Origin of the sequence: Kitasatospora sp. NPDC056076 (genome assembly GCF_042266305.1) — a bacterium.
GTDB lineage: Bacteria > Actinomycetota > Actinomycetes > Streptomycetales > Streptomycetaceae > Kitasatospora.
The window spans coordinates 90306-109013 of sequence record NZ_JBHJWG010000014.1; the positions used below are offsets into that span (position 1 = coordinate 90306).

Here is an 18708-nt window from a genome sequence, read left to right on the forward strand (position 1 = left end):
GCGCCGACCAGGTCACCTGGTCGGCGCCCGTCGCGCTTGGCTTCCCGGGCACCGCCACATAGTGTCAGTGGCTGTTGACCGCCCGGCCCCGGCCGGGGCAGCAGACCCGGGCCCGGTGCAGCAACCCCCAGGGCCCCGCAGACAGGCGAATCGGCGAGGCTATGACGCAAGCGGCGCTCACGCACCCCCCGGCGGTCCAGGCCACCGCCGAACCGGACCCGGCACCGGCCCCGCGCGGCCTGCTGCGCTGGGCGGCCGACCGTTCCGGCTGGCTCGGCCCGATCGGCGTCGCGCTCTTCGCCGGCCTGCTGCGGTTCTGGAACCTCGGCTACCCCAACGCCTTCGTCTTCGACGAGACGTACTACCCCAAGGACGCCTGGTCCCTGCTCCAGCAGGGCTTCGAGGGCACCTGGCCCGACCACGCCAACGCCGACATCCTGGCCGTCCCACAGTCCGTCCCGCTCAGCTCCGCGCCCGAGTTCATCGCCCACCCGCCGCTCGGCAAGTGGGTGATGGCGGTCGGCGAGCAGCTGTTCGGACTGCACCCCTTCGGCTGGCGGTTCATGACCGCCCTGCTCGGCACCCTCACCGTGCTGATGCTGGCCCGGATCGGCCGCCGGCTCTTCGGCTCCACCCTGGTCGGCTGCACCGCCGCCCTGCTGATGGCCGTCGACGGCCTCCAGCTGGTGATGAGCCGGGTCGGCCTGCTCGACGGCATCCAGATGTTCTTCGTGCTCGCCTCCTTCGGCGCCCTGCTGATCGACCGCGACCACGTCCGCGCCCGGCTCGCCGGGGTCACCGACGGCGACGGGGTGCGGCTCGGGTGGCGCCCCTGGCGGATCGCCGCCGGGGTGCTCATCGGCGCCGCCTGCGCCGTCAAGTGGAACGGCGCCCCGATCCTCGCCGCCTTCGGCGTCCTGACCGTGCTCTGGGACCAGTCCGGCCGCCGCGCCGCCGGCGCCCGCCACCCCTGGCGCTCGATGCTGCGCCGGGACGCCGTACCCGCCCTCCTCGCCATGGTCGGCTCGGCCGTGGTGGTGTACGTCGGCGCCTGGAGCGGCTGGCTGGCCGGCGGTGCGAACGGCGGGGGCGGCTACGACCGGCACTGGGCGGACGGCCGCGCCGGGCTCTCCCCGGACCACGCCTTCGGCATCCCGCTGCCGCAGGTCCCGATGACCTGGGTGCCCGCGCCGCTGCGCAGCCTGTGGCACTACCACTCGCAGATGTACGACTTCAACACCGGCCTGAGCACCCCGCACACCTACCAGTCCAACCCCTTCGCCTGGCTGGTCGACGGCCGCCCGGTCTCGATGTACTGGGAGCAGGTGCCGACCGGGTCGCGCGGCTGCACCGCCCCCGGCGGCTGCGCGGCGCAGATCCTGGGCCTGGGCACCCCGTTCCTGTGGTGGGCGGCCTGCTTCGCGCTGGTCTACCTGCTGTGGCGCTGGTTCTTCCGCCGGGACTGGCGCTCGGGCGCCGTGCTGTGCGCGGTGGCCGGGATCTACCTGCCCTGGTTCCAGTACCAGGAGCGGACGATCTTCTCCTTCTACATGGTCGTGCTGGTGCCGTTCCTGTGCCTGGCCGTCGCCCAGATGCTCGGTGCGATCCTCGGCCCGGCGGGCTGCAGCCCCCAGCGCCGCCGGTACGGGGCGATCGGGGCCGGGCTGATCGTGCTCGCGATCGTCGGCTGCTTCGCCTTCTTCTACCCGCTGTACACGGCGGAGGTGATCCCGATGTCGTCCTGGCAGGACCGGATGTGGTTCACCAGCTGGATCTGATGCCGCTGTCCCCGTGGATGACGCCGTCGGCACCCGTACCGCTGGCGGCGTCCGGCGCCGGGCAGCTGCTGCCGGTCACCCCGGTGCTCGGGGTGGTCACCGCGGTGCTGCTGCTGGCCGCCGTGGCGGTGGCCGGCCGGGGTCTGCTCGGCCACGGGCGGGCGGTGGCGCGGGCCGGACTGCGGGCGGTCGTCCAGCTGGCCGCCGTCGCCGCGGTGATCAGCTGGGTGGTCGCCTCGCTCTGGTGGTCGGCGCTGTTCGTGCTGCTGATGTTCACGGTCGCGGTGCGCACCGCGGGCCGGCGGATGACCCCGGGCCCCGGCTGGGTCTGGGCGGCGGCCCCGATCGGCGCCGGGGTGCTGCCGGTGCTGGCCCTGCTGCTGGCCGTCGGGCTGCTGCCGCTCAAGGGCCTGTCGGTGATCCCGGTCGCGGGCATCCTGATCGGCGGAGGGCTCACCGCAACCTCGCTCGCCGGCCGGCGCGCCCTGGACGAGCTGCGGCAGCGGCGCGGCGAGGTGGAGGCGGCGCTGGCGCTGGGCTTCGAGGAGCGGGACGCCCGGCTGGAGATCTGCCGTACGGCGGCCGCGACCTCGCTGGTCCCGGCGCTGGACCAGACCCGCACCGTCGGCCTGGTCACCCTGCCCGGCGCCTTCGTCGGGATGCTGCTCGGCGGCGCCTCGCCGGTGCAGGCGGGCGCGGTGCAGTTGTTCGTACTGATCGGGCTGCTGGCGGTGGAGTCGGTGGCGGTCGTGGTGGTGCTGGAGCTGGTCGGGCGGGGTCTGGTGACGGCCGACGCCGGGCAGGGCGGCCACGGCGTCGGGTAGGCTGGAGCGCGTTGAAGGGGAGTAGCCCTCCACCGGACCGTCGACATACTGGCCCCCAGGGGCCCGGCGCCCGGGGCACCGCTCGAATGGCGGCTGCCGGCGAGACCTTCGGCCGCAGTGCTGTGACCATTTCCAGTGCTGTCGGGCCGAAGCGTCCCCTGACGGACCTGCGGAGGCCGGACAGCCGACCGAGGGGTTCCTCCGATGAGTTTGACCGTTGCCGCGTTGACGTTCGGCATCATCTTCCTGGCCGAGCTGCCGGACAAGACCGCGCTGGCCAGCCTGGTGCTCGGCACCAAGTACCGGGCGAGCTACGTCTTCGCGGGCGTCGCCGCCGCCATGCTGCTCCAGGTGGTGCTGGCGCTGGCCGCCGGGCACCTGCTCTCGCTGCTGCCGCACCGCTGGGTGGAGGGCGTCACCGGGGTGCTGTTCCTGGTCGGCGCGGCGATGCTGCTGTTCCACGGCGGTGAGGACGAGGAGGGGCACGCCGCCAAGGAGCCGTCCTCGAACCGCTTCTGGAAGGTGGCCGGGACCAGCTTCGCGGTCGTCGCGGTCGCCGAGTTCGGCGACCTGACCCAGATCATGACCGCCAACCTGGCCGCCAAGTACGCCGACCCGCTGGCCGTCGGCCTGGGCTCCTGGCTGGCGCTCTGCGCGGTCGGCGGGATCGCCATCGTGGGCGGGCAGAAGCTGCTCAAGTACGTGCCGATGAAGCTGATCGTCCGGGTGGCGGCGGCGATCATGGTGGTGCTGGCCGGGGTCAGCATCTTCGGGGCGATCACCGGCTGACGCCGGTCAGCAGGTGGTGCGGGTGGCCGGCGGTGGGACCGGCCGACGGCGCGGCCGCCTCCCGCCCGGCCCCGCTCAGCAGCCGGGGTCGGCGGCGAGGGCGGCCTGGGTCTTGGGGCCGTAGACGCCGTTCTCGCCCTTGATCCGGTTCTGCCGCTGGTAGTCCTGCAGCGTCGTCTGGGTCCACCAGTCGAAGGTGCCGGTGACGAGCGACTTGTCGACGAATCCGCACCCGGCGCCGACGAGCAGTTGCTGCATCGCCTTGACGTCGGGCCCGCTCATTCCCATCTGGAGCAGCCGCGGGGTCTGCGACGGGGTGGGCGTGGGCGTCGGGGTCGGTGTCGGCGTGGGGGTCGGCGTCGGTGTCGGGGTGGGGGTCGGGGTGGGTGTCGGCGTGGGGGTGGGGGTCCTGGTGGGGCTCGGTCTGGCCGACCGGGTGGCGCTCGGGCTGGGCGTCTCGGGGGTCGGCGTGGGGTCGCTGGGCGCCGGGGCGGCCACGGTCGGCGGCTCCACCGGGGCGGGGGCGAGCGAGGTGGTGGGCGCCGGTTCGGCCCGACGGGTCGGCTCGGAGGAGGGCGTCACGGCGTACGCGAGGCCGACGGTGAGCGCCAGCAGTCCGGCGCCGACGCCCGCGATCAGGCCCTTGCGCCCGGCGAGGGGGCCGCGCTCGGACTGCTCGGCGGCCCGGCGCGCGGCCCGTCCGCCGGTGGGGGCGGAGCCGGGCCCGGGGGCCCCGCTGTCGAACGGGAAGTAGCCGAGCTCGTCCCCGGACGCGTCCGGGCCGGGCCGTCCGGCCGGCGGGACCGCGGGCAGGACGGTGGTGGCGCCGTTGCCGTACGCGTCCGGCGCGGGGCCCGGGACGGGCGGCAGGACGGTCGTCGCGTAGGCGTCCGCGTCCGGCCCGAGCGGGGGCGTGGCCGGCGGCTGCATCTGCTGTGCGTGCTGGGCCTGCTGCACCGGATGCCTCATCGGTCGCGCCGGCTGTGCCGGCGCGACCGGGGGCAGCACGGTGGTCGCGAACGGGTCGGCCGTCAGCGGCGGCTCGTCGGCGACCTGCTCGGGCGCCTGCGGCACGTACGGGCGGACCAGCGGCGGGCCCTCCAGGTGCGGGAGGACGGTGGTCTCGTCGAGGCTCCGGTCGGGGAGGCAGCTGCACCCGGTGGAGCGTGCGGTGCCGCACGTCGGGCAGTGCTGGTCCGGCATCGGCCGGTCCTCCTCGGTTCTCGGGTCTCGCGATCGGGCCTGATTATGCAGGACGTCCCGGAGGGGGGACAGGGGCGTCCGGCCCCCGGCGGGGGTGTTGTGCCGGTTGGTGGTGGTTGGCCCCGGGGGAAACCGCCGGAACGCCCGCGACGGGTCCGGTGCTTACGTTCGGCTCAACCCGGCGGAGCATAACGGGACATATCTGCCAGCATGGGGAACGGGGAGTGATCATCCACCTGGGCGTCCGGTCGTCCGGCCCCGCGACCCGACGGAGAGGCCATGCCGCCTGTGGAGACGTCATGACGGAGCCGCGCGCCGCGGGCGGGCGGAGCCCGGCGCACCCGCCCGGCCCGCCCGAGGTCACCGCCGCCAACCTCTGGGTGCCGATCGGGGCCCTGCTGCTGGCGATGCTGCTCGCCGCCCTCGACCAGACCATCGTCTCCACCGCGCTGCCCACCATCGTCAGCGACCTCGGCGGCCTGGACCACCTCTCCTGGGTGGTCACCGCCTACCTGCTGGCCTCCACCGCCGCCACCCCGCTCTGGGGCAAGCTCGGCGACATGTACGGCCGGAAGCGGTTCTTCCAGGCCTCCATCGTGATCTTCCTGATCGGCTCGGTGCTCTGCGGAATCGCCCAGAACATGGGCGAGTTGATCGCCTTCCGCGCTCTCCAGGGCCTCGGCGGCGGCGGCCTGATGGTGCTCTCCCAGGCGATCGTCGGCGACCTCGTCGCCCCCCGGGACCGCGGCAGGTACCAGGGCCTCTTCGGCGCCGTCTTCGGCGTCACCAGCGTCCTCGGGCCGCTGCTCGGCGGGCTGTTCGTCGACCACCTCAGCTGGCGCTGGGTGTTCTACGTCAACCTGCCGATCGGCGCGGTCGCCCTGGTGGTGATCGCGGCGGTGCTGCACGGCACGGAGGCCCGGCGCGAGCACCGGATCGACTACCTCGGCACCGCGCTGATCGCCGCCGTCGCCACCTGCCTGGTGCTGATGACCTCGCTCGGCGGCACCACCTGGGCCTGGAGCTCCTGGCAGGTCGTCGGCCTGGGCGTGCTCGGACTGGCGCTGCTGCTCGTCTTCGTCCAGGTGGAGCGCTCGGCCGCCGAGCCCGTCCTGCCGCTGCGGCTGTTCCGCTCACGGACGTTCAGCCTGGTCGCGGTGATCTCCTTCGTGGTCGGCTTCGCGATGTTCGGCGCCCTCACCTACCTGCCGACCTTCCTCCAGGTGGTCCAGCAGGTCTCGCCCACCATGTCCGGCATCCACATGCTGCCGATGGTCCTCGGGATGCTGCTCACCTCGATCGGCTCCGGCCAGATCGTCGCCCGCACCGGCCACTACCGGGCCTTCCCGATCGCCGGGACGGCCGTCACCACGGTCGGCCTGCTGCTGCTCTCCCGGCTCGACGAGCACAGCGGCACCGCCGAGATGAGCCTCTACTTCCTGGTCTTCGGCCTCGGACTGGGCCTGGTGATGCAGGTACTGGTGCTGATCGTGCAGAACTCGGTCGGCTACCAGGACCTCGGGGTGGCCACCGCCGGCGCCACCTTCTTCCGCTCCATCGGCGCCTCCTTCGGCGTCTCCATCTTCGGGACGGTCTTCGCCAGCGGCCTGCGCTCCCGGCTCGCCGACGCCCTGGCCGGGCAGCCGCTGCCGCCGGGCTTCCGGGTGGAGGCGATCACCGCCGACCCGCGCCTGATCACCCGGCTGCCCGCCGCCCTCCAGGCCGGCGTCCACCACGCCTACGCCGAGTCGATCACCCGGGTGTTCCTGTACGCGGTGCCGGTCGCGGCGGTCGCCTTCGTGCTGTCGCTGTTCCTGCGCGAGCAGAAGCTGCGCTCCACGGTGACCGCACCCGACCTCAGCGAGTCGATCGGGATCAACCCGGTCGAGCGCTCCTCCCTGGACGAGATCGCCCGCGCGCTGTCCGTCCTGGGCACCCGGGAGGCCCGGCGCGACCTCTTCCGGCGGATCACCGCCACCGCCGGGCTCGACCTGCGGCCCGCCTCCAGCTGGCTCCTCCTGCAGATGCACCACCACGGTTCGGTGGAGCCCGCCGAACTGGCCGAGCGGCGGGTCGTCCCGGTCTCGGTCGTCGAGGAGGCCGTCCGGGAGGTGGAGGGCCGCGGCCTCGCCGCCCGCACCGGCGGCCTGCCGCTGCGGCTCACCGAGCCGGGGGAGGAGGCGGCGCTGCGGCTGGTCGCGGCCCGGCGCACCCAGCTCGCGGAACTGCTGGGGGACTGGGACGAGCGGCAGTACGAGGACCTCGCCGCACTCCTCACCCGGCTCAGCTCCACGCTCTGCGCCGACCCGCGGGACCGGCCGGATCCGCCGACCGGGCCGCAGCCGCCGTACCGGGGGGAGGGGCGGTCGTTCTAGCCGTCCCCAGCGCTGGTGCGGCGTTCCTCACGGGCTGCCGAACCAGCGCGGGGTGTCGAGCCGGAACGGGTCCCCGGGGGCGAGCAGCCGCAGACCGTCCTCGATCCGGCGGAGTTCCTCCTCACCGAGGGCGGCGGACCACTCGGTGCGCAGTTCCTCGAAGATCCGCGCCGAGCGGACCAGGCAGTCCACGCCCCGCTCGGTGAGCCGGACCACCTTGCGGCGGGCGTCGGCCGGGTCGCTGCCGCGCTCGACGTAGCCGAGCTGTTCCAGGGTCTCGACGGTCTTGCCCGCGGCCTGCTTGGAGACGCCGAGCCGGCGGCCGAGTTCGACGGCGGTGGTGCCCCGGGGGCCGATCGCCTGAAAGACGAAGCCGTGCATCGGGCGCAGGTCCGGGTGCCCTTCGCGGGCGATCCGCTCGTGCAGTTCGTCGATGATCGTGCGGAAGGCCAGCAGCAGGCGCAGCGGCAGCTCGAAGCCGGGCGGGGCGGGTTCGCTTGACACGATAGACAACCTCATTGACCATATAGACAACGACATTGTCCATCTTAGGGGGTTCCTTCACCATGCCCGTGATCCGCTCCGCCGACGCCCGTCGCACCGAGACCCCGAACGCCGTCATGACCACCCTCGCCTCACCCACCCAGGGTGCGACCGCCCTCGCCCAGTGGCGGGTCGAGATGCCCGCCGACCGGCAGGGCCCGCTGCACGCCATGGACACCGAGCAGATCTGGACCCTGCTGGCCGGCTCGGCCGAGGTCGACCTCGCGGGCGAGACCCTGACGGTCGCCGCCGGCGACACCCTCGCCCTCCCCGCCGACGTGCCCCGCCGCATCACCACCGCCGAGGGCTTCACCGCCCTCGTCGCCTCCCCGTCCCCCTCCCACGCCTACAACCCCGACGCCCGTACCCCCGAAGGCGCCTGCGCCCTCGCCCCGCGCGACGCCGACCGCCTCCTCCCGGCCTGGATCGCCTGAGCCGGAAGCCGGAGCCCCGCCCCCTGCTCCGCCCCCGGCGGCCCCCGGGCCCGCAGCGCCCGACCGGCGGGGTGTGAGGTGTAGCAGACTGCTCGGGAGCAACCGAGCCGACGGCCGTACGGGCCCCGGCGGATCAGTGAGGAGCGGCATGTCCGTCGTCAAGATCAACGTACTGACGGTGCCCGCCGAGCAGCGCGAGGTGCTGGAGCAGCGCTTCGCCTCGCGGGCCGGTGCGGTGGAGAACTCCGACGGCTTCGAGTGGTTCGAACTGCTGCGTCCGGTCGAGGGGACCGACCAGTACCTGGTCTACACCCGCTGGCGCAGCGAGGAGGACTTCAAGGCGTGGATGGAGGGCCCGATGCAGGCCGCCCACCGGGGTGGCGGCGAGGGCGGCGAGGCGCCGAAGCGGCCGGCCGCCTCCGGGTCCACGCTGTGGTCCTTCGAGGTCGTGCAGTCGGCGGGCCCGAAGGCCTGATTCGGCGGGTGGGTAGGAGGCGGACGGCGCGCCCCGGGGTTCCGGGGCGCGCCGTCCGGCGTTCGAGGGGCCGGGCGATACCGTCCGGGCCGACCGGGTGTGCGGTGAACGGGCTTGTGGTGTGCGGGAGTTCAGGCCGCGGCGGCGTACAGGGCCGCGCGCAGGCCGGGGACGGTCTCGCGGTCGGCGCGCCACACCAGGCGGAGGTGCAGGGGCGGGGGAGTGAGGGGGAGGCGGACGAGGGCGCCGGAGGCGAGGGGCTCCCGGACGGCGAAGTCGGGGAGCAGGGCGATGCCGAGGCCCTGTTCGGCGCAGGCGCGGGTGACGGCGACGCCGCCGGTGGGGACGCGTTCGACGGCGTGGCCGAGCAGGCGCTCGCCGGCCAGCCGGAAGGAGCAGGCCGGGGTGTTCACCAGCAGGCGTTGGCCGCGCAGGTCCTCGCGGGTGAGGGCGGCGGCGCCGCCGAGCGGGTGGGCGGGGGCGGCGACCAGGGCGAGCGGGACGTCCTGGAGGTCGAGGTGGTCGAGCGGGGCGGGCGGCAGGTAGAAGCCGAGGTCGCCGAGCGGTCCGGCGGTGTCCAGGATGAGGGCGGCCTCCAGTGCCCCGGCCGCGACGCCGCCGAGCAGCGCGTCCCGGGCGGTGTCGGTGTGCAGCGCGACGTCCAGGCCGGGGCGGCGTTCGGCGAGCCGGGCCAGCACGGCCGGGACGTGGGTCGCGGCTATCGTCTCCAGCGCGCCGAGCCGCAGCCGGGCGCGGTCGGCGACCACCTCGCGGCGGGCCTGTTCGGCCTGGTCGAGCAGTGTGCGCGCCCAGGGCAGCAGCCGCTCGCCGGCCGCGGTGAGCCTGGTTCCGCGCGGGGCGCGGTCGAACAGCTCGGTGTCCAGGCTGTGTTCGAGGGTGCGGATCTGCTCGGACACCGAGGAGGGGGCCAGGTCGAGCGCCACGGCCGCGGCGGTGACGGTGCGGTGGGTGGCCACGGCCTCGAAGACGCGCAACTGACGAAGTTCCACTGGTTTCTCCGGTTCCCCCGAACGCCCGCGTGCGGTCGCGGGCCCGCTCGGCCCGCTCGTGGTGCGTGCTGCGGCTCGTGTTGAGGTGTTCGCGATGATCCTGCCGGTGTTGCGGGACAGCGTACGGCGGCGTTCGGGCATTCCGAACGCCGCGTGCGCAATCACCGGTGGAGCGGGTACCGGTCAGGCGGGCGGTTTCCAGAGCTGGTTGGCGCCGCCCGTGCAGTCCCAGAGTTCGAGCCTGGTCCCGTCGGCGCTGCCGCCGCCCCGGGCGTCCAGGCAGCGGCGGGAGCCCGGGTTGAGCAGGGTGCCGTCCGGGCGCGGGTACCAGCTCTGGGCGGCGGTGCCGTTGCAGTCGTAGAGCTGGACGGGGGTGCCGGCGGCGGTGCTGCCGTTGGTGACGTCCAGGCACTTGCCGAGGGCCCGGAGCGAGCCGTCCTGGTGGACGGTCCAGTCCTGGGCGCCGGTGGAGTTGCAGCGGTAGAGCTGGACGGCGGTGCCGTTGACGGTGGACGCCCCGTCGACGTCCGTGCACTGCCCGTCGATGCCGGTCAGCGGCCCGCTGGGGCTGGGCGTGGTCCAGCGCTGTCCGGCGGTCGTCCCGCAGGGCTGCAGCAGCAGTCGGCCGTCCGCGCCGCTCAGGCAGCGGCCGGTCGACGGGTTCAGCAGCGAGGAGTCCGGCCCCCTGCGCCATTCCTGGTCGGCGGTCCGGGTGCAGTCCCGCAGGAGCACGGCGGCGCCGTCGGCGGAGCCGGCCGGGGTGAGGCAGCCGTCCAGGACGCCGATGCTGCCGTCCGAGCCGACGGTGGCGTCCTGGGCGGCCACGCCCGAGCAGTCCGTCGCCTCCAGCGGCCGGCCGGCGTCCCCGGCGGCGGCCGAGGCGTCCAGGCAGGCGCCGTCGGAGCCGGTGATCCGCCCGGACCAGGTGGAGACGGCGGGGGACGCGGGGGCGTCGACGCCGCCCCGCAGCCGGGGCGCGCGGGAGGAGGAGCCGACGGTGAGGCCGTACCGACCGCCGGGGACGCCCCAGCCGTGCACGCCCTCGTCCCAGACGGCGAAGGCGGAGCGGTCCAGCAGCAGGTCCACGTGGGTCGAGGCGCCGGGCGCCAGGGTGACCTTGTCGAAGGCCTTCAGCTGCTGCGGGGGTTCGCCGGCCGCGGCCGGGAAGGTCAGGTACAGCTGCGGCACCTCGGTGCCGGTCCGGCGGCCCCGGTTGGCGACGTCGAAGCCGACCCGGACCCGGCCGGCCTGGTCGGGGCCGGTCACGGTGAGGCCGCCGTAGTCGAAGGTGGTGTACGAGAGGCCGTGGCCGAAGGGGAACAGCGGGGCGGTGCCGCTCGCGTCGTACCAGCGGTAGCCGACGCCGAGGCGCTCGGTGTAGTGGTAGGTGCCGTCCGTGCCCGGGTACTGGGCGGCGTCCCGGATCGGGGTGGCGTCGGCGGAGGTCGGGAAGGTGACGGGCAGTCGCCCGGCCGGGTCGACGTCGCCGAACAGCACGTCGGCGAGCGCGGCGCCGCTCTGCTCGCCCGGGTACCAGGCCTCGACCACGGCGGGCACCGCGTCCAGCCACGGCATGGTGACGGGGCCGCCGGTGTTCAGCACCACCACGGTGCGCGGGTTGGCCCGGGCGACGGCCTGGATCAGCGCGTCGTCCGCCGCGGTGAGGTTCAGCGAGCCGCGGTCGGCGCCCTCGGTCTCCTGGTCGCCGACCACCACCACCGCGACGTCCGCCCCGGTGGCCGCCGCGGCCGCCGCGGCCGGGTCGTCGCCGGGGTCGTGGCGCACCTCCGTGTTCGGGCCGACCCGGGCCGCGATGCCCTGGCGGGGCGTCACCGTGTGCTCGGCGTACGGGGTGACGTGCGAGGAGCCGCCGCCACCGGTGTAGGCGCGGTCCGCCCAGGGGCCGATCACGGCGACGGACTTGAGCCGGGCGGCGTCCAGCGGCAGGGCGGACCCCTCGTTGCGCAGCAGAACCGTTCCGGCGGCGGCGGCGGCCCGGGCGTCGCGCGCTCCGGCGGCCGGGTCGGCCGGGGGCGCCTGGACGCCGTCGAGCGCTCCCGTGCGCGCCATCAGCCGCAGCACCCGGCGGACCTGGTCGTCCAGCACGGCCGGGGCGAGCCGGCCGTCCGCCGCGGCGGCGGGCAGGTCGGCGAAGTAGCTCGAACCGCCGAACTCCTGGTCCAGCCCGCCGGCGGCGGCGTTGACGGCGGAGTGGGTGGCCGGGTAGTCGGAGCCGACCACCCCGTCGAAGCCCCAGCGGCCCTTGAGCACGTCGCGCAGCAGCGGGAAGTTCTCGCACGCCCACACGCCGTTCACCGGGTTGTAGCCGCACATCGCCGACCAGGCCCGGCCCTCCCGTACCGCCGCCCGGAAGGCGGGCAGCTCGATCTCGGCCAGGGTGCGCTCGTCCACGTCCGAGCCGTACGACTGGCGGTTGTCCTCCTGGTTGTTGGCCGCGAAGTGCTTGACCTGCGCGGCGACGCGCTGCGCCTGGATGCCGCGCACCTCGGCGGTGGCGAGCCGCCCGGCGAGGTACGGGTCCTCGCCCAGCGTCTCGAAGTTCCGCCCGCCCTGAGGGGTCCGGACGATGTTCACCATGGGCGCGTACAGCACCTGGTAGCCGCGCGCCCGGGTCTCCCGGCCCAGCACGTCGCCGTACCGGGTGGCCAGCGCCGGGTCGAAGGCGGCGGCCAGCGCGACGGGTGCGGGCAGCGCGGTCGCCGGGCGGCCGTCCCGGACGCCGGCCGGGCCGTCCGTCAGCAGCAGCGGCGGGATGCCGAGCCGGGGCACGCCCGCGACGTAGCCGACGGAGTCCACCCCGGCGGGGGCGTCCCGGCCGCGTAGCAGGGTGACCTTCTCGTCGGTGGTCAGCTGGGCGAGGAGGCTCTCGATCCGCTGCTCCGGCGAACCGGGCCCGTCCTTCGGGCGCTCGCCCGGCGCGGCCGCGGCGTTGCCGGCCGTGGCGGCGGCCAGCAGGCAGCCACCGAGGCCGAGCCGGAGGATTCGCATCCGCAGGGAGGGACGTCGCATGGCAACCACCACCGATCGACGGAGTCGTGGACGGCCGGGCGGGCCTAAAAAGTGACGATCCGTCAAATCTACGGTGGTTCGGCCCCGTACGGCAGGTGGCGCGCCGGGGCGTGTCGGGTATGTCCGGTGCGCGCGCCGGGCGGTGCGCGCGCCGCCGTCCGCCCCCCAGGGGGGCGGGAGTCGGTGTCGCGGCGGGGGCTGGGGCGGGGTCAGCCCAGTTCGGCCAGGGCCTGCTGCGCCGCCCGTGTCTTCGGGTGGCCCTCGCCGAAGTGCTCCTGCCAGGCGGCGGCGTTGGTCCGGAGGGCCTCGCGGGCTTCCGGCAGGCGGCCCTGGGCGGCGAGGACCCGGCCCCGGAGCGTGCCGACCTCCAGGGCGCGGTGGTGGTTCGGCCCGAGCGTGCGCCGGCAGAGCTCCGAGGACTTCTCCAGGGACGGCGCCGCGTCCTTCCCCAGCCCGAGCAGGGTGACCGCCGTGACGAGGTGGAGCGCGGCCTCCAGTTCCTCCTCGCCGACGGGGTCCGGCGTGGTGTGTTCGAGCGCGGGGCGGAGCGCCGACAGTGCTTCGTCGTGGCGGCCCTGCGCGTTCAGGGCGCGGGCCAGGCCGAGCCGGGCGGTGAGGAGGAAGCGGGCGTCCAGGCCCGCGATGCCGGCTGCGTGTCCGACGGCGGTGCGGGCCTCGGCCTCGGCCTCGACCGCCCGGCCGCGGGCCGTCAGTGAGAGCACCAGGGCGTTCCGCGCGGCCATCCCGAGCAGCACGCCACCGGGACCGCCCGAGGCCGCGACGTCCATCAGCGCCCGGGCCTGCGCCTCGGCCTCCTGGAAGCGGCCCAGGTAGACGAGTGCCTGGGTCCGGTCGGACCGGGCCTTGAGCGCCTGGGCACTGCCCCCGCCCGCGGTGGCGGTGGCGGCCGCCTCCAGCTCCGTCCAGCGCGCGACCGCCTCGGCGTGGCGGCCGAGCGTGCTGAGTGCCGCGGCCTCGATCGCCAGCGCGGCGCGGGTGTAATCGACGTCGGCCCGACCGGTGAGTTCCAGGAGGAGGGCTGCCTCGGCCCGCGCCTCCTCGGCCCGTCCCGTCCGCACCTGGACCTGGGCGAGCCCCAGCCGGGCCCAGCGGACGAGCTCGCCCCGGGCGGTCGGGTCGGGCGCCAGCCGCAGCACCTCGCGCAGCTCGGCCTCCGCCTCGGCATGACGCTGGAGGCCGCCGAGTGCGCGCGCCCACACCACCCGGCTCGCCAGGGTGGTGGCATCGTCCGGGCCGAAGACCTTCGAGCGGATGCGGACCGCCTCGCGCGCCACGGGCTCCGCGTCCCGCGCGCGCCCCCGGTTGAGCAGGCGGATGCCCTCCCGGTGCAGCTCCTGCGCCTTGGAGTCCCGCCAGTGCTGGATCAGTCCCACGTCGTACCCCCTCCGTCGATCACGGCCGGGCGATGGTAACGGGGCGCCGGGGCGCCGCCCCCGGGCGGTGCGGTTCCGGCCCCGGGCACCGCCCGCCGGGTCCCGCGAGGGGGTGGGTAGATTCTCGATCATGAGAACGACAACGGGGGACGGTCGGCCGGTGCGGGCGGCGCTCGACCGCCTGGGATCGGCACACCCGACGGCGGAGCGCTCCCGCACGCTCCTGGGCGGGGCGCTGATCGCCGTCTCGGTCCTGCTCTTCGCCTGGATCCTGGTCCTCGGGTCGGCCACCCGAGGGCAGGCCGAGGTCCGGAACTGGTCCACGGTGTGGATCGGCATGGACGTCCTCCAGGTCGCCGGCCTGATCGCCACCGCCAGGCTGCTCGTCCGGCGCTCACGCCTGACCGCCCTGGCCGCCGCCGCGGCCGCCACCCTGCTGCTCCTCGACGCCTGGTTCGACGTGATGACCGCCGAGGGCGGCGGAGCCTGGTACACCGCCCTCGCGATGGCGTTCCTCGTCGAACTCCCGGCCGCGCTCGGGCTCGCCGCCCTGGCCCGGTCCGCCCTGGACTGGGGAGTCCCGGACCGCTGAGTGCCACCGGCGTAGGCCGGGAGGACTACCAGGTGAAGAAGTCGACCAGTTCCTCGGCGGGCGGCAGCGGCGCCGCCGCCGGGAGGGGGCGGATCTGGACGAAGGCGTGCTCGAACTGGGAGTACGAGAAGGGGTCCAGGCCCGGGGCCACCACCAGGGCGTTGTCGCCGCGGCGCCAGACGCGGTAGCGCCGGACGCTGCCGGAGTGCGGTCGCCGTTCGTGGCTGACGTCGTGGTCGGGCGGGCCGAGCAGGGTGGTGAACCGGGCGGCGACGGCGTCCAGTTGCTCGGTGAAGGTGTCGGTCTCCTGGTCGGTGCTGCTCCGCCAGCCGGGGAGGGTGCCCCAGAAGTCCTCGGCCATCCCGCCGTCGGGGTGCACGTAGTACTCGTAGGCGAAGGGCAGGAAGAGGCAGTCGTCGCCGTACGCGAGGTGGCCCGCCGGTGTGCAGGCCTTCTCGTTCAGCTCGCCGAGGTGGTCGCCGGTCGAGTGCCAGCCGGCGTCGGTCATCGCGCGTTCGCCGACGTCGCCGTCCGTCCAGTCGAGGTCCGCCATCGCCACCAGCCGGGCGGCCAGTTCGGGGTCGACGGGGCAGTACGCGGTGATCCAGGGATCGTCGTCCTGGTCGGTCTCGGTGTCGGAGTCGGCCTCGTAGCCGGGGGATTCTGCGGACACTGGGGTGGACTCCCGTTCTGGCGGACGCTTCGAACGGTCACCCTAGCGGCGGTCGGAAGTCGACGGGGGCGTCGAAGGCCGCGCGGCGGGTGGTGCGGCGCAGGGCGCGCAGGACGGGGGTGCCGAGGGTGAGGCAGAGCACGACGGTGAGGGCGGCGCGCGGGAGGTCCCAGCCCAGGGAGGTGGTGAGGCAGTAGGCGGCGAAGCGGACCAGGTTGGCGGACAGCGGGTCGCCGGGGTGGAAGGAGATGGAGCCGGCCAGGCCGCCGATGTACGGCCAGCCCTGGAGGTTCATGATCGTGCCGTACAGGACGGCGGAGACGGCGCCGTACCCCGCGAGCAGCAGCAGTTCGAGGCGGCCGCGCAGCGAGGCCGGGCCGGGCAGCAGGCCCGCGCCGAGGCAGACCCAGCCCATGGCGAGCATCTGGAACGGCAGCCACGGTCCGACCCCGCCGGTGAGCAGCGCGGAGGCGAACATCGACAGCGAGCCGAGGACGAAGCCGAAGCCGGGGCCGAGGACCCGCCCCGACAGCACCATCAGGAAGAACATCGGCTCCAGGCCCGCCGTCCCCGCCCCCAGCGGCCGCAGCGCGGCGCCGGCCGCCGCCAGCACCCCCAGCAGGGCGACGGACTTGGCGTCCAGGCCCGGCGCCCCGCCGCTCGCCGTACGGCCTTCGGAGATCTGCGCGATGACGACGGCCAGCAGCAGCGGCAGCAGCAGGGCGAACAGCCACGGCGCGTCGGCGGAGTGGCCGACCAGAGCCGATCCGGTGGAGGCGAGCAGCGGCCAGCCGAAGGCCGTCACGCCGACCAGGGAGACCAGGGACAGTGCCGCGACGGAGCGGCGGCCGAGCGGTACGGGTCGGCTGCTCATGCGTTCAGTGCCTCCGCGACCTGCCGGACGGTGAGCCAAGGTCCGGGCGCCAGCACCTTGGCGACCTGCGGCGCGAAGGCGGGGGAGGAGACCACCACCTCCGCGGTCGGGCCGTCGGCGACGATCTCGCCCTCGGCCAGGATCAGGGTGCGGTGGGCGAGTTCGGCGGCGAGCTCGACGTCGTGGGTGGCCAGCAGGACGGCGTGCCCCTCGGCCGCGAGCCCGCGCAGGATCTCGACCAGCCGGGCCTTGGCGGCGTAGTCCAGGCCGCGGGTCGGCTCGTCCAGGAGCAGCAGCGGGGGCCTGGCGGTGAGGACGACGGCGAGGGCGAGGGTGAGCCGCTGGCCCTCGGAGAGGTCCCGGGGGTGGGCGGTGCCGTCGATGCCGGGCAGCAGTCGCCCGACCAGGGCGCGGCAGGTGCCCGCGGCGGCCCCGGCGTCCGCGTCCGCGGCGGCGCACTCGGCGGCGACGCTCTCCCCGTAGAGCAGGTCGCGCGGGTCCTGGGGGACGAGGCCGACCTGCCGGATCAGTTCGGCGGGGCGGGTGCGGTGCGGGGTGCGGCCGCCGACGGTGACGCGGCCGGAGTCGGGGGCGTGCAGGCCGACCAGGCTGCCGAGCAGGGTGGACTTGCCGGCGCCGTTGCGGCCCATCAGGGCGGCGATCTCGCCGGGGCGCAGCGTCAGGTCGACCCCGCGCAGGGCCTGGACCGGGCCGCGCCGTACGGCCAGGCGGGCGCAGTCGGCGATCGGAGCGGCGTCGGGAACGGCGACGGCGCCGGGCGCGCGCCCGTCCAGGTCGGCGCGCAGTGCGGCGGCCTTGCGCCGGGCGTCCCGGACGGACAGCGGCAGCGGCCGCCAGCCGGCGAGCCGGCCGAGGCCGACCACCGGCGGGTGCACGGGGGAGTGCGCCATCACCTCGGCGGGTTCGCCCAGGACGGGCGGTTCGCCCGGGGTCAGCAGCAGCACCTGGTCGGCGTACTGGACGACCCGCTCCAGCCGGTGCTCGGCCATCAGCACGGTGGTGCCCAGGTCGTGCACCAGTCGTTGCAGCACGGCCAGCACCTCCTCGGCGGCGCCCGGGTCGAGTGCCGAGGTGGGCTCGTCCAGGACCAGGACGCGCGGGTGCACGGTGAGCACCGAGCCGATCGCGACGCGCTGCTGCTGGCCGCCGGAGAGCGAGCCCAGGGCGCGGTCGCGCAGGTCGGCGAGGCCGAGCAGGTCGAGGGTCTCCTCGACCCGGCGCCGCATCACGTCGCCGGGCAGGCCCAGTGACTCCATGCCGTAGGCGAGTTCGTCCTCGACGGTGTCGGTGACGAAGTGCGCCGCCGGGTCCTGGCCCACGGTGCCGACCAGGTCGGCGAGTTCGCGCGGCCGGTGTTCGCGGGTGTCCCGGCCGCCGACGGTGACCCGGCCGTGCAGCACCCCGCCGGTGAAGTGCGGTACCAGGCCGCTGACGGTGCCCAGCAGGGTGGACTTGCCGGAGCCCGAGGGGCCCACCAGCAGGCAGAGTTCGCCCTCGGGCACGGTGAGGTCGACGCCCGCCAGCGCCGGGGCGGCGGAGTCCGCGTACCGGACGGAGACCTGCTCGAAGGTGATCACGATGCCCTCCGGGGCGGGGTCGGGGCGGCGAAGGCCGGTACCAGGCCGAGGAGTACGGCCAGGACGGCGGCCAGCGGCAGCTCGGGGACGGTCGGCGGGACGACGGTGGGGGCGAAGGCGGCCGGATCCCGTGTCGCGAGGTAGCTGAACAGGGCGGCGGCGGCGACCCCGGACCCGGCGGTCAGCCACTCCGGCAGCGCCCACGGGTCGGGCCGGTAGCGGGATCTGACGGACCGTCGGTTGCCGAGCAGCAGTCCGGTGAAGGCGGCGGCCAGGCCCAGCAGCAGCACCGGCGGCGCCCAGCCGGCGCCCCCGGCGGTCAGCAGTCCGTACGCGGCCAGGCAGACCCCGAGCAGCCCGGCCAGGGTGAGCGCGGCCGTGACCCGGGCCAGTCGGCGCGGCACGTCGGCGGTGCGGCCGAAGCCGCGGGTGTCCATCGCCGCGGCCAGGGCGATCGAGCGCTCCAACGCGCCCTCCAGGACGGGGAGTCCGACGCTCAGCACGGCCGCGACGCCCTGGTCGCTGCGGCCGCGCAGGCGGCGGGCGGCGCGCAGCCGGCGTACGTCGGCGACCAGGTTCGGCGCGAAGGTCATCGCCACCACCACGGCCACGCCCGCCTCGTAGAGCGCGCCGGGCAGGGCGCGCAGCAGCCGGGCGGGGCTGGCCAGCGAGTTGGCGGCGCCGACGCAGACCAGCAGGGTGGCCAGCCGCAGCCCGTCGTACAGTGCCGCGAGCACGCCTTCGAGGGTGACCCGCCCGCCGATCCGCACCCCCTGCGCCCAGGCGGGGAGCGGGACTTCGGGCAGGCCGAACAGCGTGTGGGTGCCGGGGACGGGGGAGCCGAGCAGCACCGCGAAGGCCAGCCGGATGCCGAGCACCAGCAGTCCGAGGCGCAGGAACGCCCCGTACGAACGCGACCAGGGCGCGTCGCCGCGCCGCGCCGCGACCACGTAGCCGGCGGTCGCGGCGAGCAGCAGCAGGAGCACCGGGTTGGTGGTGCGGGTCGCCGCCGCGCCGAGCCCGAGTGCCCACAACCACCAGGCCCCGGGGTGTAGTTGGCGCGGTCCGACGGGCGGGCGGGTGCTGCGGGTGCTGCGGGTGGTGCTGCTCACGGAT

General features: G+C 75.3%; 16 protein-coding genes. 7 read left to right on the top strand and 9 right to left on the bottom strand.

From position 1 onward, the window contains the following. Nucleotides 1-161: 161 nt before the first annotated feature. The 3 genes from ACFC1T_RS14185 (at nt 162) to ACFC1T_RS14195 (ending at nt 3391) form a co-directional block, all read left to right on the top strand. Nucleotides 162-1778: a dolichyl-phosphate-mannose--protein mannosyltransferase gene (locus ACFC1T_RS14185; RefSeq protein WP_375887897.1), complete on the top strand. Its 1617-nt coding sequence runs from the start codon at nt 162-164 to the stop codon at nt 1776-1778. Between the two features lie 17 nt (nt 1779-1795). Then, nucleotides 1796-2602 carry an ABC transporter permease gene (locus tag ACFC1T_RS14190; protein ID WP_375888127.1) on the top strand — a complete coding sequence of 269 codons (807 nt, stop codon included), beginning with the start codon at nt 1796-1798 and terminating at the stop codon, nt 2600-2602. 204 nt (nt 2603-2806) lie between these two features. After that, on the top strand, nt 2807-3391 hold the full coding sequence (locus ACFC1T_RS14195) for a TMEM165/GDT1 family protein (RefSeq protein ID WP_375887899.1): 585 nt from the start codon (nt 2807-2809) through the stop codon (nt 3389-3391). 75 nt (nt 3392-3466) lie between these two features. On the opposite strand, the gene ACFC1T_RS14200 is transcribed toward ACFC1T_RS14195, so the two are convergent. Next, the gene (locus tag ACFC1T_RS14200) at nt 3467-4594 is read right to left on the bottom strand and encodes a peptidoglycan-binding protein (protein ID WP_375887901.1); all 1128 of its coding nucleotides are present in this window, start codon (nt 4592-4594) and stop codon (nt 3467-3469) included. 299 nt (nt 4595-4893) lie between these two features. On the opposite strand from ACFC1T_RS14200, the gene ACFC1T_RS14205 reads away from it, so the two are divergent. Beyond that, a complete protein-coding gene (locus tag ACFC1T_RS14205) occupies nt 4894-6969 on the top strand; it encodes a DHA2 family efflux MFS transporter permease subunit (protein ID WP_375887903.1) in 2076 nt (691 codons plus the stop codon). 27 nt (nt 6970-6996) lie between these two features. Here the strand turns inward: ACFC1T_RS14205 and ACFC1T_RS14210 are convergent, their stop codons facing one another. Beyond that, the gene (locus tag ACFC1T_RS14210) at nt 6997-7473 is read right to left on the bottom strand and encodes a MarR family winged helix-turn-helix transcriptional regulator (protein WP_375887905.1); all 477 of its coding nucleotides are present in this window, start codon (nt 7471-7473) and stop codon (nt 6997-6999) included. 62 nt (nt 7474-7535) lie between these two features. On the opposite strand from ACFC1T_RS14210, the gene ACFC1T_RS14215 reads away from it, so the two are divergent. Further along, nucleotides 7536-7946 carry a cupin domain-containing protein gene (locus ACFC1T_RS14215; RefSeq protein WP_375887907.1) on the top strand — a complete coding sequence of 137 codons (411 nt, stop codon included), beginning with the start codon at nt 7536-7538 and terminating at the stop codon, nt 7944-7946. Between the two features lie 148 nt (nt 7947-8094). Continuing rightward, nucleotides 8095-8421, top strand: coding sequence for an antibiotic biosynthesis monooxygenase (locus ACFC1T_RS14220; RefSeq protein WP_188303748.1), 327 nt, complete (start codon nt 8095-8097; stop codon nt 8419-8421). 131 nt (nt 8422-8552) lie between these two features. On the opposite strand, the gene ACFC1T_RS14225 is transcribed toward ACFC1T_RS14220, so the two are convergent. The 3 genes from ACFC1T_RS14225 to ACFC1T_RS14235 form a co-directional block, all read right to left on the bottom strand. Continuing rightward, nucleotides 8553-9431: a LysR family transcriptional regulator gene (locus ACFC1T_RS14225; protein WP_375887910.1), complete on the bottom strand. Its 879-nt coding sequence runs from the start codon at nt 9429-9431 to the stop codon at nt 8553-8555. Nucleotides 9432-9614: 183 nt separating this feature from the next. Beyond that, nucleotides 9615-12461, bottom strand: a complete 2847-nt coding sequence (locus tag ACFC1T_RS14230; RefSeq protein WP_375887912.1) for a glycoside hydrolase family 3 C-terminal domain-containing protein — start codon at nt 12459-12461, stop codon at nt 9615-9617. Nucleotides 12462-12670: 209 nt separating this feature from the next. Further along, complete coding sequence (locus tag ACFC1T_RS14235; RefSeq protein ID WP_375887915.1) at nt 12671-13855, bottom strand: tetratricopeptide repeat protein; 1185 nt, start codon at nt 13853-13855, stop codon at nt 12671-12673. A 130-nt stretch (nt 13856-13985) separates the two neighbouring features. Here ACFC1T_RS14235 and ACFC1T_RS14240 point away from each other — a divergent pair, with 130 nt between their 5' ends. Continuing rightward, on the top strand, nt 13986-14447 hold the full coding sequence (locus ACFC1T_RS14240; RefSeq protein ID WP_375887918.1) for a hypothetical protein: 462 nt from the start codon (nt 13986-13988) through the stop codon (nt 14445-14447). A 25-nt stretch (nt 14448-14472) separates the two neighbouring features. Here ACFC1T_RS14240 and ACFC1T_RS14245 read toward each other — a convergent pair whose 3' ends face one another. The 4 genes from ACFC1T_RS14245 to ACFC1T_RS14260 are packed head-to-tail and all read right to left on the bottom strand — an operon-like array spanning nt 14473 to nt 18704. Further along, on the bottom strand, nt 14473-15120 hold the full coding sequence (locus ACFC1T_RS14245; protein ID WP_375887920.1) for a hypothetical protein: 648 nt from the start codon (nt 15118-15120) through the stop codon (nt 14473-14475). Nucleotides 15121-15157: 37 nt separating this feature from the next. Further along, nucleotides 15158-15994 (bottom strand): ECF transporter S component, encoded by an 837-nt coding sequence (locus ACFC1T_RS14250; protein WP_375887923.1) that lies wholly within the window; start codon nt 15992-15994, stop codon nt 15158-15160. Next, a complete protein-coding gene (locus tag ACFC1T_RS14255) occupies nt 15991-17592 on the bottom strand; it encodes an ABC transporter ATP-binding protein (RefSeq protein ID WP_375887925.1) in 1602 nt (533 codons plus the stop codon). The genes ACFC1T_RS14250 and ACFC1T_RS14255 overlap by 4 nt, the downstream gene beginning before the upstream one ends. Beyond that, nucleotides 17589-18704 carry an energy-coupling factor transporter transmembrane protein EcfT gene (locus tag ACFC1T_RS14260; protein ID WP_375887928.1) on the bottom strand — a complete coding sequence of 372 codons (1116 nt, stop codon included), beginning with the start codon at nt 18702-18704 and terminating at the stop codon, nt 17589-17591. Before ACFC1T_RS14260 ends, ACFC1T_RS14255 begins: the two co-directional genes overlap by 4 nt. Nucleotides 18705-18708: the final 4 nt, after the last annotated feature.